Raw genomic sequence first — 22,776 nt, forward strand, 5'->3', positions numbered from 1 at the left:
GATGCCTGAGAGGCCTATTTGACCAAGGCCAGCATCTCCTTGAATGCCGGGTGCTCGCAGCTGCGCAGCCACTCGAAGGCCACCATCTCGGTGGTTACCAGCTCGGCGCCGGCGCCGGCCAGTCGGTCGAAGGCGGCGTCGCGGTTGCGCTCCGTGCGCGAGCTGCAGGCGTCCGTCACCACCCACACCTCGAATTCATCCTCCAGCAGATCGAGCGCCGTCTGCAGCAGGCAGACATGGGCCTCGCAGCCGGCCACCACGATGCTGGCGCGCTCCGGGGCCTGGGGCTCGCGGCCCTTTTGCAGGTGCTTGGGCAGGCTGCGCGCATTGCCGCCCTGGGGCTTGGCGGGCGGGCGCAGCCACTCGCCCAGGCCCTCCTCGGTGGCGCTGAAGTGCATCTTGGACAAGGTGCGCTGGCACAGCGCGCGCAACGCGGCGTCGTTGGGTCCCAGGCGCGAAGGGTTCTGCTCCGTGCCCCACACCGGCACGTCCATCAGCCTGGCAATCTGCGCCAGCCTGCGCGCGTTGGCCAGCACGGCTTCTGCCTCGAAGATGGCGGGCATCAGGCGTTCCTGGTAATCCACGAGAACGAGTTGGGATTCGGAGGCGTCAAGCAGCATGGCGGTCATCGTTGTTCAGTCGGGCAGTCATTGTCGCAGGCGCTACGGGTAGCAGCGGGGCTACAGCGCGCAAGTTCCCCGTGCGCCGCGTGTCCCGATTCGGGCAAGGGGATGCCCCTTGCTGCCGGTCCCGCACCGCGGCGCGTCCTCGCGCAGGCGTGTTCAACGTTGCCTCAGGCGCAGCAACTGCCCGTCCGGGCTGTCGGTGAGCAAGTACAACCAACCGTCCGGCCCCTGGCGCACGTCGCGGATGCGCGCGCCCAGGCCGTCCAGCAGGTACTCGTCGCGCACCACCTGCGCGCCCTGCAGCTCCAGCCGGTGCAGCCGTGCGAACTTGAGAGAACCCACGAACAGGCTCCCCTTCCAGGCCGTGCCGTACCGGTCGCTGGTGAGAAAGGCCATCCCCGACGGCGCGATCGACGGCACCCAGTAATGCAGCGGCTGCTCCATGCCGGCCTTGGCCGTGCCCTCGCCGATCTTGCCGCCGCCATAGTTTTCGCCATAGGTGATCACCGGCCAGCCGTAGTTGCGGCCTGCTTCGGGGCGGTTGATCTCGTCGCCCCCTTGCGCGCCGTGCTCATGGATCCACAGCCGGCCGTCCGGCCCCCAGGCCGCTCCCTGGGGGTTGCGGTGGCCCCAGCTCCAGATCTCCGGCAGCGCGCCCGCGCGGCCCGCCAGCGGGTTGCCGGGCGCCGCGCCGCCCGTGGGCGCTATGCGCACGACCTTGCCCAGGTGGTTGTCCAGGCGCTGGGCGTCCTCCTTACGGCTGTAGCGCTCGCCCAGCGTGAGAAACAGATGGCCGTCCGGCGCCTGCACGATGCGGCAGCCAAAGTGCAACTGGCTCGCCACCTTGGGACGCTGGCTGAAGAGCACTTTCACGTCCTGCAGCGCCGCCGCGTCCGGCGCCAGCGTAGCGCTGGCCAGGGCCGTGCTGTTGCCGCCGCCCTTCGGTGCGGGTTCGGAATAGCAAAAGAAGATGCGACGGTTGCGTGCGAAGTCCGCATCGGTGATCACATCCAGCAGGCCGCCCTGCCCGCCCGCCGCCACTTGTGGCAACCCGGCCAGCGGCGGCCCCAGGCGCCCGTCGGCCTCTACCACGCGCAGGCGGCCGGGCCGCTCGGTGACGAGGAAGCGCCCGCCCGGCAAGAAGGCCAGGCCCCACGGATGGCTCAGGCCCGAAGCCACTACCTCCGCCGACGCCTTACCGCGCGCGGGCACGGGGGGGACGGGTGCGACCTCCTGGGAAAGCGCCTCGCCGCCCGCCAGCATGGCGGCAGCGGTCAATGCTATGTTAATAATAGCTGCTAGCGCTCTTCCAGTGTGGCTTGCAGGCACTTTTGGCACAGAGTTCATGGGAAAGATTCCTGGGATCAACCGTGGGTGCTGCCATGGTGCTGCGCCAGCGGGCTCTGCATGCGGCACGCGGGGCTACGCGGAGGGCCATGGCGCCGCGTTGACACCATGGCACGTGCATTGTGCGCGGCCGGGCCGCACAGGCAACCCCATCCTTCAGCGAACCTTCACGCGGCCGCCCGCGCCGCCGGCGGCAAAGCGCCGGCCACTGTCCAGGCAAGAGCGGGGCCTTGGCCTACAGCCCGCTCGGCATGCTGCCTGACCACGCCATGCGCCGCCTGCCTAGCTGCGTGCGCCCCCAGCGCCCGCACGATGAGGCCACGCGATGCCCGCGTTGCCAACGAAAGGAAAAACCATGTCGATTTCCCTCCTGCTGCTCATCATCCTGGTGCTGATCCTGATCGGCGTGCTGCCGACCTGGGGGTACAGCCGTTCCTGGGGCTACGGTCCGGGCGGTGGTGTCGGGCTGGTGGTGGTGATCGTGCTCATCCTGCTGCTGATGGGGCGCATATAAAAAACGGGGCCTGCGCCCCGCTGTGGCGAGGGCCGCCGTGGGCGCGGCCGTTGTCACGAGGTCTGGCCGCCGCCTGCGGCGCCACTGGCGGCCGATTGGCTGCGCCGATCAGGCTCCGAAGGACTGGAGATGTCGCGGATCGCCGTGCCGGACTGCCGCTCGTCCACGTTGGTGGCCACGTCGCCCAGCGACACGATACCCACCAGCCGCTGATCACGGTCCACCACGGGCAGCCGCCGCACCTGCATGTCGCGCATGGACGCGATGGCTTCGTCCACGGGCTGGTCCTCGTAGCAGTAGTACACCTCGCGGGACATGACATCGTTCAGGCGCGAGTGGGTGCGCTCTTCGGCCAGGCCGCGCAGCACCATGTCGCGGTCCGTCACCATGCCCACCAGGCGCTCGCCATCGCACACCGGCAAGGCTCCCACATTCAATTCGCGCATGGCCTGCGCGGCGGTGGTCAGGGTGTCGTCGGGTGCCATGGTGCGGATCCCGCGGGTCATCACATCAGAAACGTTCTGCATAGCTCACTCCATTCATGAAAGACAAGGGTCAGGCGCGATCGCGCAAGACTTGGACACCCGTGGCCTCGGCGCAATGGTTGCAGCAGAAGATGCGCTCTCCCGCCTGCACGCCGTGGCCGATGATGGGCACCTCGCAGTGCCCGCACCGCGGCGCCAGGCGCGAAATAGCGCACTCAAAGCTGTCGAAGGTGTGCGGCTTGCCGTCCAGAATCACATCGAACGTGCGGTCGTAGGTATTGCCGCAGGTTTCGCACTGCTTGGCCATGGGAAGTCCTTTCTTGCAACGGATTGGCCTTCAGTGTGGAAAACGCGCAGGCGCCGGGCTGTAGGACCAGCCGCCGTACCGGGGAAGGCGCGCCTGCGCAATGCGTGGCTGGGCGGTACTGCCGACTTGGGCAGGATGCGACGCCCAAGCGATGAGGGGCCTGCCCTATTTCTGCCCTTGTCCTACAGCCGGGCATTTTTCCCAGGCGCAGAGTGGATCGATGCGGACCCTTCAAGGACGGCGCTCTACCGGACAGCCCTTGCTCCTGCTGAATACACCGCGGCGGCGCCGTCCACCGCGGATTCCGCGTGCCGGGGCGGGCCGTCCGCGCCCGCCGTCACACACCATGATCCCTGGATGAGGAGCCCCGTATGAGCAGTCCTCCCATCTTCGAACAACTACAAGCCAAAGCCTCGCAATGGTGCTCGGAATATGGGCGCTACAAGGAGGAATGCCGCGTGTTCGCGGAGCACATGCGCGTGGAGTACATCGAATACCTGGGCGCGCGGTCGGCGGACATTGAGTTCCACGTTCTGAATGAAAACCTGGAGCGCATGAAGGACGAGGGAACCACCCTCTCGCCCCGCTTGCAGCCGGGGGACGATGGCTTCATCTACTTCGGTCTCACGATCGTCTTCAAGATGAACCACGGATGTCTGGATGAGCATGTGCGCATCGGCGTGCAGCGCGTGCGCAACCAATGGCGTGTGCGCTGGAACCAGACGGAGATGGCGTATGGAGACCCGCCGCACCTCGCCTTCTTTCAGAAGGTGACCGCGCTCATCGAAGCCAAGTTCTCCACACCCTTTCACAAGCAGCGGGGTGCGCTGGGGTTCATTCCCGTGGTCAGCAACGACCACCTGGCGCTGCTGCCGCCCGCAGAGCTGCGCATTGCGGCGGAGGCCGACGCGCCCACCGCAGAAAGTGGCGGCCAGCCCGCCAAGGGGTAAGCGCCACCACGGCCCCAGCGCAACCGATTCCGACCTCTCCGTCGGAATCTTCTTACCTGTGCATGCAAATCCAGCGGCCTAGAGTGAATTGGCAGCGATTCACTGTCGCCGCTTGTTCATTTCCCCCTTCACGCAGGAGCTTACGCATGCCCAGCCATACCTCCCAACGTCCCGCCAGCCGAGATCAGCGCGCCGGCACCCCGCCCCAGGCCAGCAGCCAGGGCGGGCGGGGATTTGCCTGCATGGACCCCGAGCGCCAGCGCGAGACGGCCTCGCAAGGCGGGCGCGCGGCCCATGCCTCGGGCAATGCGCACGAATTCACCTCCGCCGAGGCACGCGCAGCAGGCGCCAAGAGCCACGGGGGCACCCACGCTTCCCGCGGCGCCGGCCAGAGCAGCCCTCGCCGCAGCAGCGACCGCTGACGCGCACTGGCCAGCAGGGCCGGGCCCGCCATGGCGCGTGCCCGGCCCTGTGGTTTTCAGCCCGTCATTTCAGCCACTTTTTATGCAGGAGCCAACGCCATGGAAACCGCCGCCCGTCATTGCCACATCGCGCCGCTTTGCCCCGATCCCGAACTTCCTCGCTGGAAATCCCTGGGCTGAGCAGCAGTCCTCTCTCTTTCTGAACCTTCCACGGAGCCTTCTCATGAATACACCGGCCAGCCAGACGCCCTCCTCGCCCACCGCCGACGAGACCCAGCAACAACAGCGGGACATACAGCAGCAGCAAGACCAAAAAGACGCCGCCAAGTCCTCAGGCGACACCCAGGAATCGCAGAAGGCGGCACCCGGCCCGGGCCGCGAGGAGCCCGCTCCGCCCATGCCGGACCAGCATCTGCAAAAGCCCGGGCACGAACATGCCATGGAGCTTCAGCCTCGTTTCGACGCGCCCCACTACAAGGGCAGCGGCAAACTGCAGGGCATGGCGGCCCTGATCACGGGGGGCGACTCCGGCATTGGCCGCGCGGTCGCGCTGCTGTTTGCCCGCGAGGGTGCCGACGTCGCCATCGTCTACCTGAGCGCCGACCAGGACGCACAGGAGACCGCCCGCCTGGTGCAGGCGGAGGGCCGTCAATGCTTGGTCATTCGGGGTGACGTGAAAGACGCGGCGTTTTGCCGCGACGCGGTGAAGCAGGCCGTGGCCCAGCTCGGCAAGCTGAACATCCTGGTGAACAACGCCGCATTCCAGGAACACGCGGAATCGCTGACGGACATCACCGAGGAACGGCTGGACGAAACCTTCCGCACGAATATCTACGGCTACTTCCACATGGCCACGGCCGCGCTGCCGCACTTGTCACGTGGCGACGCGATCATCAACACCGGCTCCGTCACCGGCCTGCGGGGCAGCAAGAAGCTGCTGGACTATTCGGCCACCAAGGGGGCCATCCATGCCTTCACCAAAGCCCTGGCACACAACCTGGCGGAAAAGGGCATCCGCGTGAATGCGGTGGCCCCGGGGCCGGTATGGACGCCGCTGAACCCGGCGGACCAATCGTCCAAGGACATCGTTCACTTCGGCGAGAAGACGCACCTGGGCCGGCCGGCACAGCCCGAGGAGATTTCTCCGGCCTACGTGTTCCTGGCAGCGCCATGCTGCTCCAGCTACATCACCGGGATCGTGCTGCCCATTACCGGCAATGCGGGAGACGGCGCCTGATGCGTCTGATGCGCATGCGCTGTGTTTCCAGTCAGCGCAGGGCACCTACCCGCCGATAGGACCGGTCCTACCGACCCGCGTGCACCGCAACCGAAGAATGAATCACGCACATCAGGTTTTGTGCGCCCTTCACACCACCACTTCAGGAGAAATCGATGCCCAACAACAACCCGCAAGGCCACAACCAGTACACGGAGAACTCGAACCAGCGCAAGAGCCAGAGCCGCCAGGGCGGCGCCACGGCCAGCGGCCAGAACTCCACGCGATCGCAAGGCGATTCGAATGCGAAAAGCGGTTCGTCCAACCGCAGTTCGAAGCAGCGCTGAGCGTTTTCAGCCCCCTCTTCCACCCCTTTTTTTTCAGGAGTACGCAATGGCATACCGAGACAACGACGAACGCAATTACCGCCAAGACCGCAGCCGTGACGATCATGACAATCGCATGGGCCGTGGCGGGCGCGAATCCCAGCAAGGCGGCGGCTACCGCAGCGGGGACGACCGGGAGCGCTATTCCTCCTATGACCGGGAAGGCGGCGGCTCCCAGCGCTCCCAGCGCGAGTGGGCCGGCGACTACCAGGGCATGCAACAGCAGCGCCCTTATGAGGAAAACTACCGCGACCGCTACGAGGCGGGTTATGACAGCGACTTCCGCGCAGGGTCGCGATCAGGCCAGGGCTATCAGGGCGGTGCCGGCTATGGCGGCGACTTTGGCGCAGGCGGGCAGCAGCAGGGTATGTATGGCGGCAACAACCCGATGCAGGGCTCGTACGGCCGCGGCTACCGCGGCGCTCAAGGCTATGGCGCCCAGGGGGGCATGGGTCAGAGCGGCTATGGGGGGTACGGTTCGCAGGGGTACGGCTCCCAAGGCCAAGGTTATGAAGGCCATCGCGACGCGGACTTTGGTTCGCAGTACTCCGGCACCGGCGGAGAGCAGCGCGGGCGCTTTCAGAACGACCCCGACTACCACCAGTGGCGCCAGGACCAATTGCGCCAATTGGATGACGACTACGACTCCTGGCGCAAGGAGCGCTATGAGAAGTTTGCCGATGACTTCAACACCTGGCGCACCTCGCGCGGCGGCACCGGGCAAAAGAGCAGCGGTAGCAATAGCGCTACCTCATCCAGCCAGGGCACGTCGGGCAAGAACAAAGAGCAGGGTTGATCCTCGCTGATCCCCTGGTCCGTAAGGCCCCCGCATGCGGGGGCCTTTTTCTGTATGCCGCAGCGTGCCCTAGCCTGCCGCTGGTTTACCTGGGACCAGCGATGCCACCTCGCGCTGGCCCACGTCTTTCAGGAAGGCCCACACTGCCTGCATGCGCGCCAGGTGCTTGGACTCGGCCGGCATGCTCATCCAGAAGGTGCGTGTGAACTCGGCCTCGTGGGGCAGCACGCGCGCAAGTACAGGGTCACGGTCGGCCAGGAACGCGGGCAGCACGGCCAGGCCCGCGCCGGCGCGCACGGCCTCGTACTGCGCGGTGATGCTGGTGCTGCGCAGCGCAAAACGCTCGGGCGGGTAGAGCTGGTCGATGAACTGCAGCTCTTTCGTGAACAGCAAGTCGTCCACGTAGCTGATGAAGGCGTGGTGGCGCAGGTCTTCACGCTTGGCCACCAGCGGTCTGCGCGCCAGGTACTCGCGCTGGCCGTAGAGACGCAGGGTGTAGTCGGCGAGTTTGGTGACGATCACCGAGCCGCGCTTGGGCCGCTCCAGGGAGATCACGATGTCCGCCTCGCGCCGGCTCAGGTGCAGCATGCGCGGCAGGGCCAGCAGGTCGATGGACAAGTGCGGGTGCTTCTGCGTGAGCCGCGCCAGATGCGGCGCCAGCACCACCGTGCCAAAACCCTCGGTGGCGCCCACGCGCACCAGTCCGGAGGGGCCCGCGCCCGGGGAGTTGGCGGGCGATGCGCGCTCCACCCCCAGCACGGCGGCCTCCATGGCCTCGACGGCGGGCAGCAGGTGGCGGCCGGTTTCCGTCAGCCGGTGTCCCGCTGCCTCGCGGGCGAACAGCGGCGCACCCATCTGTTTTTCCAGCGCCTGGATGCGCCGCGCCACTGTCGTGTGTTCCACGCCCGTGCGGCGCGCGGCCCCTGCCAGCGTGCCGGTGCGCGCCAGCTCCAGGAAGTAGCGCAAATTGTCCCAATCCATACGGCTCCTCTGCGGTGATGTGCAAATTTGCAAAGCCAAGGTGCGTGATTGTCTATTGCCTACGCAATTTCGCACAACTACGATGCAGCCCATGCCAAGTCGGCACTTGCCGTGCCGGCTTCATTGCAGACCACCCCAGGACCCCAGGAGACAACCATGGACGCATCCACCTCCCAGGCCGTGAAGGCCCCCACCGTCAAGCTGCTGATCGGCGGCCAGTTCGTCGAGTCCAAGACCACCCAGTGGCGTGACGTGGTCAATCCCGCCACGCAACAGGTGCTGGCGCGCGTGCCTTTCGCCACGCCCGACGAGATCAACGCCGCCGTGGCCTCTGCCAAGGACGCCTTCAAGACCTGGAAGAAGACCCCCATCGGCACGCGCGCGCGCATCTTCCTGAAGCTGCAGCAGCTCATCCGCGAGAACATGAAGGAACTGGCCGCCCTGCTGACGGCCGAGCAAGGCAAGACCTTGCCCGACGCCGAAGGCGACGTGTTCCGCGGCCTGGAAGTGGTGGAGCACGCGGCCAACATCGGCACGCTACAGCTGGGCGAGCTGGCCAACAACGTGGCCAACGGCGTGGACACCTATTCCATCATGCAGCCGCTGGGCGTGTGCGCCGGCATCACGCCGTTCAACTTCCCCGCGATGATCCCGCTGTGGATGTTCCCCATGGCCATCGCCACGGGCAACACCTTCGTGCTCAAGCCCTCCGAGCAGGACCCCATGGTCACCATGCGCCTGTGCGAACTGGCGCTGGAGGCCGGCATCCCCGCCGGCGTGCTGAACGTGGTGCATGGCGGCGAAGACGCCGTGAACGCCATCTGCGACCACCCCGACATCAAGGCCATCAGCTTCGTGGGCTCCACCAAGGTGGGCACCCATGTGTACAACCGCGCCAGCCTCAACGGCAAGCGCGTGCAATGCATGATGGGTGCGAAGAACCACGCCATCGTCATGCCTGACGCCAACAAGGAGCAGACGCTGAACGCCCTGGCCGGCGCCGCCTTCGGCGCAGCAGGACAGCGCTGCATGGCCCTGTCGGTCGCCGTGCTGGTGGGCGAGGCGCGCAACTGGATCCCCGAGCTGGTCGAGAAGGCCAAGACGCTGAAGGTGTCCGCCGGCACCGAGCCCGGCACCGACGTGGGCCCGCTGGTGAGCTGCGCCGCGCTGTCGCGCGTGGAGGGCCTGATCGAGCGCGGCATTGCCGACGGTGCCACGCTGGAACTGGACGGCCGCAAGCCCCAGGTGGCGGGCTACGACAAGGGCAACTTCGTCGGCCCCACGATCTTCAGCGGTGTGAAGCCCGGCATGAGCGTGTACGACCAGGAAATCTTCGGCCCCGTGCTGTGCCTGGCCGGCGCCGAGGACATCGACGAGGCCATCGAGTTCATCAACGCCAACCCCAACGGCAACGGCACGGCCATCTTCACGCAGTCCGGCGCGGCCGCGCGCAAGTTCCAGGAAGACATCGACGTGGGCCAGGTGGGCATCAACGTGCCGATCCCCGTGCCCGTGCCGCTGTTCTCGTTCACCGGCAGCCGCGCCTCCAAGCTGGGCGACCTGGGCCCCTACGGCAAGCAGGTGGTGCTGTTCTACACGCAGACCAAGACCGTCACGGCGCGCTGGTTTGACGACAGCACCACCAGCCACGGCGTGAACACCACCATCAGCCTGAAGTAAGCGGCGCCGCGCGGTGCGCGCATGGTGAAATCACAGGCATGACCCGATGCGTGAAACCCCATGCCGCCCGCCTGCGCACCTTGGCCGCTGCGTGCGCCCTGTTGGCTGCCACCCAGGTACAGGCGCAGGCCGGCGCTGCCTGCCGCCCCGGCGGCACGGTGGATGAGACCAACGCCTGCGCCGTGCAGCGCTACCAGGAGGCGGACACCGCCACTCAGATTCTGTATGGCGATGTGATGCGTGCCCTGTCGGCCCACGAGCGCCCTGCCCTGCGCCAGGACCACGCCGCCTGGCAGCGCACGCGCGCCGCGCAGTGCAAGCAGGCGCAGCGCGCGGCGGAGTCCCGCCCCGAATGGCCGCGGCTGTACCACGACTGCCTGACGGTCCATACCCAGGCGCGGCGCGACGCCCTGATGCACTGGCTGCACCATGGCGAGGCGCCGCAGCCCACGACGAACAAGCCATAAGACGCATAAGAGAAGGAGACACCCGCCATGGACTTTGAACTCAGCGAAGACCAGCGCGCTTTTGCCGACACCGCGCGCCAGTTCGCCCAGGCGGAGCTGGCGCCCCACGCCGCCGAGTGGGATGCGCAGGGCATCTTCCCCCGCGAGGCTATTTGCCGTGCGGGCGAACTGGGCTTTTGCGGCCTGTACGCGCCCGAGAGCGCCGGTGGCCTGGCCCTGCCGCGCCTGGACGCCACGCTGGTGTTCGAGGAACTGGCGGCCGTGGACCCCAGCACCACCGCCTTCATCACCATCCACAACATGGCCACCTGGATGCTGGGCACCTGGGCCACGGATGCCGTGCGCGCCGAATGGGGCGAGGCACTCACCAGCGGGCAAAAGCTCGCCAGCTACTGCCTGACCGAGCCCGGCGCGGGGTCCGACGCCGCCTCCATCAAGACGCGCGCGGAACTGGTCGGCAACGAGTACGTCATCAACGGCAGCAAGGCCTTCATCAGCGGTGCGGGCAGCACCGACGTGCTGGTGCTCATGGCACGCACCGGCGACGCGCAATCCGGCGCGGGCGGCATCAGCGCCTTTGCCGTGCCCGCGAACCTGCCCGGCATCCACTACGGCAAGAAGGAAGAAAAGATGGGCTGGAACAGCCAGCCCACGCGCCAGATCAGCTTTGACAACGTGCGCATCCCCGCCAACCACCTGCTGGGCCAGGAGGGCGAAGGCTTCAAGATCGCCATGAAGGGGCTGGACGGCGGGCGCATCAACATCGCCACCTGCTCGGTCGGCGCCGCGCAAGGCGCACTGCAGCACGCCCAGCGCTACATGCAAGACCGCAAGCAGTTCGGCAAGCCGATCGCCAGCTTCCAGGCGCTGCAGTTCAAGCTGGCCGACATGGCCACCGAGCTGGTGGCTGCGCGCCAGATGGTGCGGCTGGCCGCCAGCAAACTTGACGCAGGCGCGCGCGATGCCTCCACCTACTGCGCCATGGCCAAACGCTTTGCCACCGACGTGGGCTTCAACGTGGTGAACGAGGCGCTGCAGCTGCACGGCGGCTACGGCTACATCCGCGAATACCCGCTGGAGCGCCTGCTGCGCGACGCGCGCGTGCACCAGATCCTGGAAGGCACCAACGAGATCATGCGCGTCATCATCGGCCGGCGCATGCTGGACGGCGACGCGCCGGAGGTGATCCGTTGACATTCAAAAACCATAGCTGCTCGCGCTGGATGGACAAGCGCTAGAGGCCTATTTGACTCCAAACCCACCATGCCTGCCCGCCCCCTGTCCGACGAAGCGCTGCACCTGATCGCCGCCGTGCGCGACGCACTGGGCGAGCGGCTGAACGCGCAGGTGGAGGTAGAGGAGCGCACGCTCTTTGGCTGCCACGCCTTCATGGTGGACGGCAAACTTTGCCTGGGCGTGAAGGGCGAAGAGCTGTTGGTGCGCCTGCCGCCGCAGCAGCACGACGCAACCGCAGAAACCCCTGGCGTGCGTGAACTGGACCCGCGTGGCGGCATGGCCGGCTACTTCTGGCTGGAGCCTGCCGCCTACGCCACGCGCGCCCAGTGGGAGCACTGGATCGACACCGCCCTCGCCTTCAACCCGCTTGCCAAGGCCTCGCCCCGGCGGGCGAAGGCGGCCACAAACCGCAGCAAGGGCACGCGATCATGATTGAAGGCATTTTGGCCCGTAGAGCCCGTCCATCAAGCGCTAACAGCTATCAAAATAATAGTTCCCATCACACACCACAGGAGACAACCACCATGCAAATCGCATTCATTGGGCTGGGCAACATGGGCGCCCCCATGGCCATCAACCTGCACAAGGCCGGCCACAGCGTGAAGGCCTTCGACCTGAGCGCTGACGCGCTTGCCAAGGTCAAGGCCGAGGGCTTGCAGGTCGCCGCCAGCGCGCAGGACGCCGTGCAGGGCGCCGAGGCCGTCGTCACCATGCTGCCCGCCAGCCAGCACGTGGAAGGCCTGTTCCTGGGCAACGGCAACCTGCTGGCCAGCATCGCCAAGGGCACGCTGGTGATCGACAGCTCCACCATCGCCGCCGCCACCAGCCAGAAGGTGGCCAAGGCGGCCGAGGCCGCCGGCATCGACTTCATCGACGCCCCCGTCTCCGGTGGCACCGGCGGCGCCATCGCCGGCACCCTCACCTTCATGGTGGGCGGCACCGACGCGCAACTGCAGCGCGCACGTCCCCTGCTGGAAAAAATGGGCGCCAACATCTTCCACGCCGGCGCCGTGGGCGCGGGCCAGACGGCCAAGATCTGCAACAACATGCTGCTGGGCATCCTGATGGTGGGCACCAGCGAAGCCATCGCGCTGGGCGTCGCCAACGGCCTGGACCCCAAGGTGCTGAGCGAAATCATGCGCCGCAGCTCCGGCGGCAACTGGGCACTGGAAAAGTACAACCCCTTCCCCGGCGTGCACGAGAACGCCCCCGCCAGCAAGGGCTACGCGGGCGGCTTCGGCACCGATCTGATGTTGAAAGATTTGGGCCTGGCCCAGGAAAACGCCATCGCCACCAAGGCCAGCACCCCGCTGGGCGGCATGGCGCGCGCAATCTACGCGGCGCACAGCATTGCGGGGCACGGGGGGGATGATTTCTCCAGCGTGATCAAGATGGTGCAGAAGAAGGGCTGACGCAGGCTTTCCGGCATGCCTTCTGCAAACAGGCGCTGTGACTAGCGTTGCAGCGCCTTTTTTATTTTGAGCAGAGTGCCTTGCTGCGATCTCAAACTAGGCAGGTAGTAGGTAGGTGCTCATTCATCTATGGCCTCTTTCGACGCAACGCGGGCGAGTTGGACCGCTGACATCATCGACGGATCCTGAAAAATACCCGCTTCACCCGGAGCGGGCATCTTTCGATGCAGTTGGTCTTGGGTACGGTCTCGCGGGACCAGGGCGCGCGGCTTGGCGCGAGATCGTCGCAGCGTACCCCCGAAAACAGAGGTAGTGAGGAATTTCAGACACGACACAGCACCTCCTCCCGAAAAGCCCTGCCCGCTGGTCCAAGTACGCGATCGCGCCGATGCGCAACATAGGCCTGTTCACGGGCTTCCCCTGCGGGGCCGAGGTTGCTGGCAACGAGTCGCAGAAGTCGAGCGTCGCGCAGCGCGGTTTCGACTGTCCATAGGGGCAGGCGGCCCCAGCCCACGCCCGCCTCAATTAACGCCTGCTTCGCTTCCTGCGTACCGACGCGCCACGTCCGGGGAGACAGCACATTGAAGTCACGCCTCGCGGACAGCGGGGTGGGATCGATCAGGACGACCTGCAGGTGCTCGCCAATATCGTCCGCGCTCAGACGCTTGCGCGCGCGCAGCGACGCACCCAGCCGGTGGCTGGATGACACGACGGGCACGATCGGGACCGTCGTCAGCGGCTCCTTCTTGACCCGCGGATCGTGCAGATCGTTGCCGACCGTGATGGCCACGGAACAGCGGCCCTCGAGCAATGCGTCGAGTGGACCGCCAAGCGGGGCGACTTGCAGTTGGACACGGACGCTCGGATACCGCGCGTGCACGGCCTGCAATGCGGCACAGGCCAGGGGCAGCGGAAACAGCGTGTCGACGATGACGGATAACTCCAGCTCCAGCCCTTGGCTCACGCCCTGGGCGCGAGCGCGCATGGTGTCCACCTTTAGCAGCACCGCGCGTGCGTCCTCTAGCAGCGCGGTTCCGGCAGGCGTCAAAACCGGCCTGCGCCCGTCGCGGTCGAAGAGCGCAATACCCAACTCCTGCTCCAGGCTCGCCACCGCGTGGCTGACGGCCGACTGCGCTCGTCGCAAGCGGGCAGCGCCGGCGCGAAAGCCGCCCGCTTCGGCGATGGCCACAAAAGTTCGTAATTGACCCAGTGTGAGGGCGTCGATCATTGATCCACTCTTTAGATCACTTTGAGCGAAATTATGTGACTTTCATTGATCGGACGTTGGACCCATAGTCGCACAACCAACTCAAAAGAAAGGAATTCAGGATGCCTATCCGTCCACGTGTGCTGGTTCTGTACTACTCCTCGTACGGGCACGTCGAAACCCTGGCGCAGGCCGTGCGCGACGGTGCGCGCGAGGCGGGCGCGCAGGCCGACCTCAAACGCGTGCCGGAACTCGTGCCTCCATCGGTTGCGGAGCGGGCTGGCTATCGGCTCGAACAGGCCGCACCGGTCGCCCGGGTCGAAGAGCTGGCCGACTACGACGCGATCCTGTTCGGCACGCCGACGCGCTTTGGCACGATGGCCGCCCAGATGAAGAACTTCTTGGACCAGGCCGGTGGCCTCTGGGCACGCGACGCGCTCGTCGGCAAGGTAGGCAGCGTCTTCACATCCACGGGCTCGCAGCACGGCGGTCAGGAAGCCACGCTGCTCACGACGCACGTGGTGCTGCTGCACCTGGGCATGCTGCTGGTCGGCCTCCCCTATACCTTCAAGGGGCAGAACCGCATGGACGAAGTGACCGGAGGCAGCCCCTATGGCGCTTCGACGATCGCCGATGATGGCGAAGGTGGCAACCGCCTGCCGAGCCCGAACGAGCTGGAAGGCGCGCGCTTCCAGGGCGCGCACGTCGCTCGCGTCACCCATGATTTGTTGCTCGGCCGGCTCCACCGGGAAGCGGCATGACGCGTGCGCTCCCGACGTCGCCCTGGCCCGCTACTTTGTTGCTGGTCGGGGCTGGCATTGTCTCGGCCGTACAGGTGGGCAAGGCGCCCGCCGCGTTGCAGGCTGTGCAGACGGCGCTGGCCATGCCACTATCGCAAGCCGCGTGGCTGCTGTCCGCCTTCGGCATCGTCGGGGCGGTGTTCGGTATCACCATCGGTCTGGTGGCAGATCGGCTCGGCGCGCGCCGCGCACTGATCGCCGGCCTGCTCCTGCAAGGCGTCGCATCGGCGGCTGGCGCCATGGCCCAAGGCCCCGTGCTGCTGATCACAAGCCGCGTCGTGGAGGGCGTTGGCTTCCTGGGTGCGATCGTGGCGGCCCCCGCCCTCATTGCACACATCGCGCGGGGACGCGACGCCTCTGGCCCGCTGGGTGCCTGGAGCACCTTCATGCCGGTTGGCATGGCACTCATCCTCTTTGCGTCTCCCTGCTTGCTCTTGTACGGCTGGCGCGCGCTGTGGTGGGTGGGCAGCGCCGCCGCCCTGGTCTTCGCCTGCGCCGTGGCGTTGCACGCGCCCCACGTAGCGGCTTCGCGGGACAACGCAAGCACCGCGGCTTTGCTGCGCCAAACGCTGCTAGCGCGGGGGCCAATCTGCCTGCTGCTGCTGTTCATGCTCTATGCCGGGGCATGGTTTGCTCTGTTCGGGCTGCTGCCGGTCGTCCTGCAGGACGGGCTGGCGCCCTCGCCGGCTCGGGCGAACGCGCTCACTGCGCTTGCCATCGGCGCGGGTGCAGTGGGCAACCTGCTGGGCGGGGCGCTGGTTGCGCACGGGGCACGACCGTCTTCTGCCTTGGCCTGGGCATTCGGTGCCTGCGCAGTGCTTGCGTTGGTCGTGGCGACAGCACCGCTCGGCCCCGCATGGCGCTTCGGCCTGGTCGTAGTCTTTGCAGTGATTTCTGGAATCGTGCCTCCCGCGCTTTTCGCGGAGGCTCCGTCACAGGCACCGCATCCCACTGCAGTGGGTGCGACCCTGGGAATGATGATGCAGGGCAACAACCTGGGCCTGGTCGCGGGTCCACCCGCCGCAGCCGCCCTCACCGCAGCAGGCGGATGGCCCGCGTTGGGAGCTGGGGTCGCCGCCGCCGCCCTCGCGGCCGTCGCGGTGGCGTGGTGGTTGCTGCCGCGAACCGAACGCAGCTTGGAAGCACCTTGGAGTCGAATCTCGCATGACCACCGATAGACAAACCAGCCCCATCCTTCTTCGCAATACCCTGGCTTTTGACCGGCAACATGTGGCCGAATTCAAGCGCGCCATCGTCAACGCGGTCGAGTTTGCGAATCAGCACGCCCCCCAGTTGATGGTTCAGACTTACGTCGACGATGAGAACGGCCTCTGCTACAGCTTCCAGCTGTTTCAAGACTCCGAAGCGGTTCTCCGCCATTGGCAAGTGTCTGACCCCAGCATTGCCGAGGTGATGAAGTACTGCGTCATCCGCAGCTTGGAGGTTTATGGCGACGCCAGCAAAGCCGTGCGTGACGGGATTCTGAACGCAGTCGGTGACGCCAGCGTTTCCTTCACGCCGGCATTTGTCGGGTTCTCTCGCCTTGGTTGAAGCGGGCTAACAATGCCCTGGCTTTGCTCCTCTACCGAAACTCTTTATAAAACAATCGGTTAGATAGAAATTCAAGCCATCGCCATCCACTCTTGTACGCAATGGCGGGCCAGCGCCGTCACCCAGCAGGGCTCCTCCGGTACGAAGGCAATCCCGTACCGCGGGCTGACCAGAAACCCGGCGCGGTCGAATGCCCGGTCATCGCTCGATTGCACAAACACGGCCAGGTCACGGAACGGCACGGCCACGGTGCCCAGGTGCAGCGCTTCCGCGCGGGCGGTCACCTCTTCCAGGCGGCCACTGTCCTGAAAGCGGTAGACCACGTCGCCATAGTCCAGCGCGGTCAGGTCGACGTTGTTGCGCGACTCGCTGCGTGGCTGGCCGTGGGCGCGGATGATGTCGCCGCGCGTGGCGGTGAGGGGCACGCCGTTCACGCTTTCGTAGGGTTGCAGGTGCATGGTCGATTCTGTGGCGGCGCGGCGGCGCGCGGCAACCGGGGGCGTGTATCGAACCGTGAGGCGCAACACGCGCGTATATTGCCCCGTGTTGCCGTTGGCGGGCCGTAAGCACCCCGCAATGGTTCAGCATGAAAATGCCGCCCAGCACCCGTCTGAAAAGCGCGGGCAGCTATCAAAATCGAAGTTCTTTCAACCCCCCTCCTCCTTTGACTGCGATGACAGCCTCCACCGACTTCGCCCCCATGCCCGATGCCGCCGGCTTCTTTGGCCCCTACGGCGGGCAGCTTGTGCCGCCGCACCTGAAAGCCGCCATGGACGACATCGCCGCGGCCTATGCCGAGATCACGCAGCGCAAGGACTTCCAGGACGAGCTGGCACAGCTGTTTGCCGATTACGTGGGCCGGCCCAGCCCGATCTTTCATGCCAAGCGCCTGTCGGGCCTGCTGGGCGGCGCGCAGATCCACCTCAAGCGCGAGGACCTGAACCACACCGGCGCGCACAAGATCAACCACTGCCTGGGCGAGGCGCTGCTGGCCAAGTTCATGGGCAAGAAAAAGGTGATCGCCGAGACGGGCGCCGGCCAGCACGGCGTGGCGTTGGCCACGGCCTGTGCGCTGGTGGGCATCCCGTGCGAGATCCACATGGGCCAGGTGGACATCGAGAAGGAGCACCCCAACGTCACCAAGATGCGCATCCTGGGCTGCAAGCTGGTGGCGGTGACGCGCGGCGCGGCCACGCTGAAGGAGGCGGTGGACAGCGCCTTCGAGGAGTATTTGACCAACCCCACCGACTACCTGTACGCCATCGGCTCGGTGGTGGGGCCGCACCCGTTCCCGATGATGGTGCGCGACTTCCAGAGCATCATCGGCCGCGAGGCGCGCGAGCAGTTCCAGGCCAGGCACGGCCGCCTGCCCGACTACGTGACCGCCTGCGTGGGCGGCGGGAGCAATGCCATGGGCATGTTCACCGCCTTCCTGGGCGATACCGACGTGAAGCTGGTGGGCGTGGAACCCTCGGGCGAAGGCACCGACAAGCCCGGTCGGCACGCGGCCACGCTGAGCATGGGCCAGCCCGGTGAGATCCACGGCATGAAGTGCTATGTGCTGGAGGATGCGCCGGGCGTGCCCGCCGCCGTGCACAGCATTGCCTCGGGCCTGGACTACCCCGGCGTGGGCCCGCAGCACAGCTATCTGAAGGACATTGGCCGCGTGCAGTACGAAGCCGTGACCGACAAGGAATGTCTGGACGCGTTCATGCAGCTGTCGCGCGTGGAAGGGATCATCCCCGCGCTGGAGAGCGCCCATGCCGTGGCCTGGGCCATCCGCGTGGCGCCCACGCTGCCCCAGGACCAGCACATCCTGGTCAACCTGTCGGGCCGCGGCGACAAGGATGCGGATTACGTCGCCAAGGTGCTGGGGCTTTGACGGGCGGGCGCGGCGCGTGTTCTGCCATCATGCCGCCCTTGATTCACTGAACTGAGAGAACCTGACCATGGCACTGCCACCCAACAAGCAACGCAGCCGCCGCCTTCGCAAGAAGATGCGCGTGGCCGAGTTTCAGGAATTCGGCTTCGAGTACGAGCTGAAGGTCAAGCAGGAGCTGACGCCCGAGCAAGAGGAGGCGCTGATGGACCGCTTCGTGCGGGACCTGCTGGTGCCCCGCAATCTGGCGGCCGCCGGCTGGGTGCGCGAAGGCTTCGTGACGGCCTTCGTGCGCGGCTCCGCCACCGAGGACGACCGCCAAGCCACGCAGGCCTGGCTGGCTGCACAGCCCGAGGTGGCCGAGGCCACGGTGAGCGAGCTGAAGGACGCCTGGTACGTGCAAGACTGAGCCGCGCGCCACAGGGTAGCCGCGCAGCGCTGGGCTGGCTTCAGCCAGAAGGTTTTAAGCCTTTTTTGGCCTCTAGCCTTTGACCAACAAGCGCCAGCAGCTATCAGAACAGAAGCGAAACAGCCGCCAACCCCCACGGGGGTGGCGGCTGTTGCCGTTGATGCGGTGCGTTTGTGCGAACGGGGCGGTTGGCTCAGTACACCGTGATCCCTGCGGCCCTGATGACCTGGGCCTCATGGGGCGGCCCCTGCCCTGTGGCGGGCGCCCGCCACGGGGACCTTCGCACTCAGACAGCGCCGCGCGCCTCCACGTAAAGCGCGTAGATCGAATGGCTGCTGGCCATGAACAGGCGGTTGTTCTTGGAACCCCCAAAACACAGGTTGGCACAACGCTCAGGCAGCCGGATGTGGCCGATGGCTTTGCCTTCGGGGTTGAAGACCATCACGCCATCGAGGTCTGCCGGGTTGGCGCCCACGGCGCCGTTGCTGCCCCATCCGCACCAGAGGTTGCCGAACTCGTCGCACTTGATGCCGTCCAGGGCACCCGGGCCGCCCGCGTCGATGTGCAGACGCTTGCCGGACAGCCGCCCGCCCGGGCCCACGTCGTAGGCCCACACCACGCGATGCGGCTGGTGGCGGCCCTCGACGATGTAGAGCACCTTCTCATCGGGCGAAAAGCACAGGCCATTGGCACCCGCCAGGTCGCCCAGCACCTGGCTGACCTTTGCGCCGGCCGGGTCGATGCGGTAGACGCCGTGCGGCAGCTCTGGCGCGGCCTTTTCGCCCTCCCAATGACCGGCGATGCCGAACGGCGGGTCGGTGAACCACACCGCGCCGTCCTTGCTGCAAATGATGTCGTTGGGTGAGTTGAAGCGCTTGCCGTTGTAGCCATCGGCCAGCACGGTGATGCTTCCGTCGTACTCGGTGCGCGTGATACGGCGCGTCAGGTGCTCGCAGGTCAGCAGCCGGCCCTGGCGGTCGCGTGCGAGGCCGTTGGAAAAGTTGGAGGGCTGGCGGAATACGCCCCACGCACCGGTGGCCTCATCCCAGCGCATGATGCGGTTGTTCGGAATGTCGGATACCAGCAGGTAGCGCCCGTCCCCGAACCACACGGGCCCTTCGGCCCAACGCATGCCGGTGGCAATCTGCTCCACGCTGCTGCTGTAGATGCGGTACTTGGCGAACTGCGGGTCCAGCACCTGCACCGATGGGTCGGGGTAACGCTGCTGGGGCTTGAATTCAAAACTCTGCGCCGTAACAGCACCTGCGGCCGTGGCGGCCACCGCGCCGGCCAGGAAATGGCGCCGCGTGGCAGCGCCGGGCGCCGCATTCTTCTCGTGAGGCATTTCGGGATCTCCGTTGTGGGTTTTGCCGGGGGTGGGTCGAACAAGCAGGTCAAGTCACCGGCGCTGGGTTGAACAGCACGAGCTGGTTGGCCAGCTTCCAGTGCTCGGCCCAGGTCTTTTTGCGGCCGCTGGCCACGTCGAGCATGAGGTGGAACAACTCCCAGCCCACGTCTTCGATGGTGGCCTGCCCGTCTGCGATGCGGCCGGCGTTCACATCCATCAGGTCGTGCCAACGCCGAGCCAAATCGCTGCGCGTGGCTACCTTGATCACCGGCACCTGCGCAAGCCCATAAGGCGTGCCGCGCCCCGTGGTGAACACGTGCAGGTTCATGCCCGCCGCCAGTTGCAGCGTGCCGCAGATGAAGTCGCTGGCGGGGGTGGCCGCGTAGAGCAAACCTTTTTGCACCGCCTTTTCGCCCGGAGCCACTACGCCGGCGATGGGCGCGCTACCGCTCTTGACGATGGAGCCCATGGCCTTCTCGACGATGTTCGACAGCCCCCCTTCTTGTTGCCCGGCGTGGTGTTGGCACTGCGGTCCACGCGGCCGCGTGCCAGGTAGGCGTCGTACCAGGCCATCTGGTCGATCAGGGCCTGCGCCACCTCGGGCGTGGCCGCGCGCGCGGTGAGCTGGTCGATGCCGTCACGCACCTCGGTCACCTCGCTGAACATCACCGTGGCGCCGGCGCGCACCAGCAAATCGGTGCAAAAGCCCACGGCCGGGTTGGCGGTCACGCCGCTGAAGGCATCGCTGCCGCCGCATTGCACGCCCACCACCAGTTCGCTGGCAGGCACCGTCTCGCGCCGACGTGCGTTCAGGCGCTTCAGGTGCTCCTCGGCTTGGCGCAGGATGGAGTCGACCATGGACATAAAGCCCACATGGGCTTCGTCCTGCAGACACACCACGTCCAGCGGTGCCTCCTGCAGGGTACGCTGGTCCACCAGAGCAATGGCGCCGGGCGGCATGAGGCGCTCGGGCTGCAGCTTCTCGCAGCCCAGGCTGACCACCATCACCTCGCCGCCGAAGTTGGGGTTGAGGCTGATGTTACGCAGTGTGCGGATGGGTACCGCCGCGTCCGGCGCGTCGATGGCGACACCGCAGCCGTAGCCATGCTCCAGCGCCACCACGTCGTCCACGTTCGGGTACTTGGGCAGCAACTCGGCCTTGATGCGCTGCACGGCAAAGTCCGTCACCCCGGCCACGCACTGCACCGTCTGGGTGATTGCAAGGATGTTGCGCGTGCCCACGGAGCCATCGGCGTTGCGGTAGCCCTCGAAGGTGTAGCCCGCCAGCGGCTCCATCGGCGTCGGCCTGGCGGTGGCGATGGGCAGGCCGTCCAGCGCACGCGCATCGGGCATCTGCAACAGGCGCTCGTGCACCCAGCTACCAGCCGCTATGAACTTGAGGGCATAGCCGATGACCACGTTGTAGCGGCGCACGGCACCGCCCTCGGGGATGTCTTCCAGCGCCACCTTGTGCGCCTGCGGCACCTTGTCCACCAACACCTGGCCGCCGGGCAGCCGGGTGCCAGCAGGCAGGCCGCCATCGTTGGCCACGATGGCGACGTTGTCGGCCGGGTGCATGGCGATGCAAAGCGGGGCTTGTGTACTCATACCAATGTCTTTTCCAGTTTCCATGGCGCTACGGCCCGCCCGCGGGCTGCGGAGCTGACGCCTGCAACCGGGTTGCCGTGCAAGGGCTACCCGGCAACGGGGCGGCATCTCCGTTAGCGAAAGGCGTGTGGCCGCTCAGGGGTCATTCCGCCTTTATGCCTGCGGCCTTGATCACCTGCGCCCACTTGGCCACCTCGGCTTTCTGGAATGTGGCCAGTTCGGCGGGCGTCATGGTGGATGGCACCATGCCGAAGGCTTTGAGGCGCGCCTGGACTTCCGGGGTGGCGACGATCTTCATGATCTCGGCGTGCAGTCGGTCCACGATGGGCTTGGGTGTGCCGGCGGGCGCGAACACGGCCTGCCAGGAGCCCATGTCGAAGCCTTTTTCTCCGGCTTCGGCAATGGTGGGCACGTCGGGCAGCGACTCCACGCGTTTGGAGCTGGTCACGGCGATGGGGCGCAGCTTGCCCGACTGGATGTGTGGGCCTACGACCAGGGCGGTGTCGAACATCATGTCCACCTGGCCACCGATCACGTCCTGCACCGCCGGGCCGCTGCCCTTGTATGGCACATGCGTGAACTTCACGCCCGTCTGATAGGCCAGCAGCTCCAGCGCCATGTGGTTGGAGGTGCCGCTGCCGGGCGACGCCGAGGACAGGCCGCCCGCCGCGGCCTTGGCCTTGCTGGCGGCGAGCACTTCCGCAAGCGTCTTGTACGGGCTGGCGGCGGGCACCACCAGCACAAGAGGGCCTGAGCCCAACATGGCAATCGGTGTGAAGGACTTGACGGGGTCGTAGTCCAGCTTGGGGTACAGGCTCACGTTGATGGCGTGCGAGCTGATGGTGCCGCCAAGGATGGTGTAGCCGTCGGCGGGCGCGCGCGCGGCGATGGCCGATCCCACGCTGCCGCCCGCGCCGCCCTTGTTGTCGATGACCACGGGCGTGCCCAGGGCCTGGCCCAGAGGCTGGGCTACCACGCGAGCCAGCGTGTCGGTATTACCGCCGGGTGGAAAGGGCACCAGGTAGGTGATGGCCTTGCCCGCGGGCCAAGTGCCCTGCGCTGCCGCAGGCAAGGGGGTCAATGCGCTGCCCAGCAGCAAGGCGCTGGCGGCGGCGAGGGAGCTTTTGATCAAGGTGCGGCGTTGCATGG

General features: G+C 66.6%; 25 protein-coding genes and 1 pseudogene. 16 read left to right on the forward strand and 10 right to left on the reverse strand.

Annotated features, from left to right (window positions below):
- Positions 1-14 precede the first annotated feature (14 nt).
- Positions 15-620, reverse strand: a complete 606-nt coding sequence (locus BA022_RS05150; protein ID WP_041839017.1) for an isochorismatase family protein — start codon at positions 618-620, stop codon at positions 15-17.
- A 162-nt stretch (positions 621-782) separates the two neighbouring features.
- Entirely contained in the window at positions 783-1,889 is a 1,107-nt protein-coding gene (locus BA022_RS05155; RefSeq protein ID WP_088886769.1) for a PQQ-dependent sugar dehydrogenase, read from the reverse strand.
- Positions 1,890-2,328: 439 nt separating this feature from the next.
- Between BA022_RS05155 and BA022_RS05160 the strand changes: the two genes are divergently transcribed.
- Positions 2,329-2,487 (forward strand): DUF3309 family protein, encoded by a 159-nt coding sequence (locus BA022_RS05160; RefSeq protein WP_011805256.1) that lies wholly within the window; start codon positions 2,329-2,331, stop codon positions 2,485-2,487.
- Between the two features lie 53 nt (positions 2,488-2,540).
- Here the strand turns inward: BA022_RS05160 and BA022_RS05165 are convergent, their stop codons facing one another.
- Entirely contained in the window at positions 2,541-3,014 is a 474-nt protein-coding gene (locus BA022_RS05165) for a CBS domain-containing protein (RefSeq protein WP_088886770.1), read from the reverse strand.
- A 28-nt stretch (positions 3,015-3,042) separates the two neighbouring features.
- A complete protein-coding gene (locus BA022_RS05170; RefSeq protein ID WP_015913347.1) occupies positions 3,043-3,279 on the reverse strand; it encodes a hypothetical protein in 237 nt (78 codons plus the stop codon).
- A 371-nt stretch (positions 3,280-3,650) separates the two neighbouring features.
- Here BA022_RS05170 and BA022_RS05175 point away from each other — a divergent pair, with 371 nt between their 5' ends.
- From BA022_RS05175 to BA022_RS05190, 5 genes are all read left to right on the forward strand, one after another.
- A complete protein-coding gene (locus tag BA022_RS05175) occupies positions 3,651-4,229 on the forward strand; it encodes a hypothetical protein (protein ID WP_015913346.1) in 579 nt (192 codons plus the stop codon).
- A gap of 146 nt (positions 4,230-4,375) precedes the next feature.
- Positions 4,376-4,651: a KGG domain-containing protein gene (locus BA022_RS05180; RefSeq protein WP_148665133.1), complete on the forward strand. Its 276-nt coding sequence runs from the start codon at positions 4,376-4,378 to the stop codon at positions 4,649-4,651.
- A gap of 223 nt (positions 4,652-4,874) precedes the next feature.
- Positions 4,875-5,888 carry an SDR family oxidoreductase gene (locus BA022_RS05185; protein ID WP_088886771.1) on the forward strand — a complete coding sequence of 338 codons (1,014 nt, stop codon included), beginning with the start codon at positions 4,875-4,877 and terminating at the stop codon, positions 5,886-5,888.
- A 155-nt stretch (positions 5,889-6,043) separates the two neighbouring features.
- Positions 6,044-6,214 carry a hypothetical protein gene (locus tag BA022_RS19300; protein ID WP_187306019.1) on the forward strand — a complete coding sequence of 57 codons (171 nt, stop codon included), beginning with the start codon at positions 6,044-6,046 and terminating at the stop codon, positions 6,212-6,214.
- A gap of 46 nt (positions 6,215-6,260) precedes the next feature.
- Entirely contained in the window at positions 6,261-7,049 is a 789-nt protein-coding gene (locus BA022_RS05190) for a hypothetical protein (RefSeq protein ID WP_088886772.1), read from the forward strand.
- Between the two features lie 69 nt (positions 7,050-7,118).
- Here BA022_RS05190 and BA022_RS05195 read toward each other — a convergent pair whose 3' ends face one another.
- Positions 7,119-8,030: a LysR family transcriptional regulator gene (locus tag BA022_RS05195; RefSeq protein ID WP_088886773.1), complete on the reverse strand. Its 912-nt coding sequence runs from the start codon at positions 8,028-8,030 to the stop codon at positions 7,119-7,121.
- A gap of 156 nt (positions 8,031-8,186) precedes the next feature.
- Here BA022_RS05195 and BA022_RS05200 point away from each other — a divergent pair, with 156 nt between their 5' ends.
- The 5 genes from BA022_RS05200 to mmsB all read left to right on the forward strand — a co-directional run bounded on the left by BA022_RS05200 (position 8,187) and on the right by mmsB (position 12,825).
- On the forward strand, positions 8,187-9,710 hold the full coding sequence (locus tag BA022_RS05200) for a CoA-acylating methylmalonate-semialdehyde dehydrogenase (protein ID WP_088886774.1): 1,524 nt from the start codon (positions 8,187-8,189) through the stop codon (positions 9,708-9,710).
- Positions 9,711-9,748: 38 nt separating this feature from the next.
- The gene (locus BA022_RS05205) at positions 9,749-10,177 is read left to right on the forward strand and encodes a lysozyme inhibitor LprI family protein (protein ID WP_088886775.1); all 429 of its coding nucleotides are present in this window, start codon (positions 9,749-9,751) and stop codon (positions 10,175-10,177) included.
- Between the two features lie 27 nt (positions 10,178-10,204).
- The gene (locus tag BA022_RS05210; RefSeq protein ID WP_088886776.1) at positions 10,205-11,371 is read left to right on the forward strand and encodes an acyl-CoA dehydrogenase family protein; all 1,167 of its coding nucleotides are present in this window, start codon (positions 10,205-10,207) and stop codon (positions 11,369-11,371) included.
- Between the two features lie 69 nt (positions 11,372-11,440).
- The gene (locus tag BA022_RS05215; protein ID WP_088886777.1) at positions 11,441-11,845 is read left to right on the forward strand and encodes a TfoX/Sxy family protein; all 405 of its coding nucleotides are present in this window, start codon (positions 11,441-11,443) and stop codon (positions 11,843-11,845) included.
- Positions 11,846-11,937: 92 nt separating this feature from the next.
- Entirely contained in the window at positions 11,938-12,825 is an 888-nt protein-coding gene (mmsB, locus tag BA022_RS05220; RefSeq protein WP_088886778.1) for a 3-hydroxyisobutyrate dehydrogenase, read from the forward strand.
- Between the two features lie 322 nt (positions 12,826-13,147).
- Here mmsB and BA022_RS05225 read toward each other — a convergent pair whose 3' ends face one another.
- Positions 13,148-14,053: a LysR family transcriptional regulator gene (locus BA022_RS05225; protein WP_088886779.1), complete on the reverse strand. Its 906-nt coding sequence runs from the start codon at positions 14,051-14,053 to the stop codon at positions 13,148-13,150.
- Positions 14,054-14,154: 101 nt separating this feature from the next.
- Between BA022_RS05225 and wrbA the strand changes: the two genes are divergently transcribed.
- From wrbA to BA022_RS05240, 3 genes are read left to right on the forward strand one after another with little or no spacing between them, the layout of a single operon-like run.
- Positions 14,155-14,793, forward strand: coding sequence for an NAD(P)H:quinone oxidoreductase (wrbA, locus tag BA022_RS05230; RefSeq protein ID WP_088886780.1), 639 nt, complete (start codon positions 14,155-14,157; stop codon positions 14,791-14,793).
- Positions 14,790-16,010, forward strand: coding sequence for an MFS transporter (locus BA022_RS05235; RefSeq protein WP_088886781.1), 1,221 nt, complete (start codon positions 14,790-14,792; stop codon positions 16,008-16,010). Before wrbA ends, BA022_RS05235 begins: the two co-directional genes overlap by 4 nt.
- Entirely contained in the window at positions 15,997-16,383 is a 387-nt protein-coding gene (locus tag BA022_RS05240) for a hypothetical protein (RefSeq protein ID WP_088886782.1), read from the forward strand. Before BA022_RS05235 ends, BA022_RS05240 begins: the two co-directional genes overlap by 14 nt.
- A 71-nt stretch (positions 16,384-16,454) precedes the next feature.
- Here the strand turns inward: BA022_RS05240 and BA022_RS05245 are convergent, their stop codons facing one another.
- Positions 16,455-16,841 (reverse strand): hypothetical protein, encoded by a 387-nt coding sequence (locus BA022_RS05245; protein WP_088886783.1) that lies wholly within the window; start codon positions 16,839-16,841, stop codon positions 16,455-16,457.
- A gap of 215 nt (positions 16,842-17,056) precedes the next feature.
- Here BA022_RS05245 and trpB point away from each other — a divergent pair, with 215 nt between their 5' ends.
- Positions 17,057-18,265 carry a tryptophan synthase subunit beta gene (gene trpB, locus BA022_RS05250; RefSeq protein ID WP_015913327.1) on the forward strand — a complete coding sequence of 403 codons (1,209 nt, stop codon included), beginning with the start codon at positions 17,057-17,059 and terminating at the stop codon, positions 18,263-18,265.
- A gap of 67 nt (positions 18,266-18,332) precedes the next feature.
- On the forward strand, positions 18,333-18,671 hold the full coding sequence (locus tag BA022_RS05255; RefSeq protein ID WP_011805244.1) for a YggL family protein: 339 nt from the start codon (positions 18,333-18,335) through the stop codon (positions 18,669-18,671).
- A gap of 286 nt (positions 18,672-18,957) precedes the next feature.
- Here the strand turns inward: BA022_RS05255 and BA022_RS05260 are convergent, their stop codons facing one another.
- The 3 genes and pseudogenes from BA022_RS05260 to BA022_RS05270 form a co-directional block, all read right to left on the reverse strand.
- Entirely contained in the window at positions 18,958-20,016 is a 1,059-nt protein-coding gene (locus BA022_RS05260) for an SMP-30/gluconolactonase/LRE family protein (protein ID WP_088886784.1), read from the reverse strand.
- 49 nt (positions 20,017-20,065) lie between these two features.
- Positions 20,066-21,627, reverse strand: a pseudogene (garD, locus tag BA022_RS05265) (galactarate dehydratase).
- A 142-nt stretch (positions 21,628-21,769) separates the two neighbouring features.
- Positions 21,770-22,774 (reverse strand): Bug family tripartite tricarboxylate transporter substrate binding protein, encoded by a 1,005-nt coding sequence (locus BA022_RS05270; RefSeq protein WP_011805241.1) that lies wholly within the window; start codon positions 22,772-22,774, stop codon positions 21,770-21,772.
- Positions 22,775-22,776: the final 2 nt, after the last annotated feature.

Source organism: Diaphorobacter nitroreducens, assembly GCF_002214645.1.
GTDB classification, from domain to species: domain Bacteria; phylum Pseudomonadota; class Gammaproteobacteria; order Burkholderiales; family Burkholderiaceae_C; genus Diaphorobacter; species Diaphorobacter nitroreducens.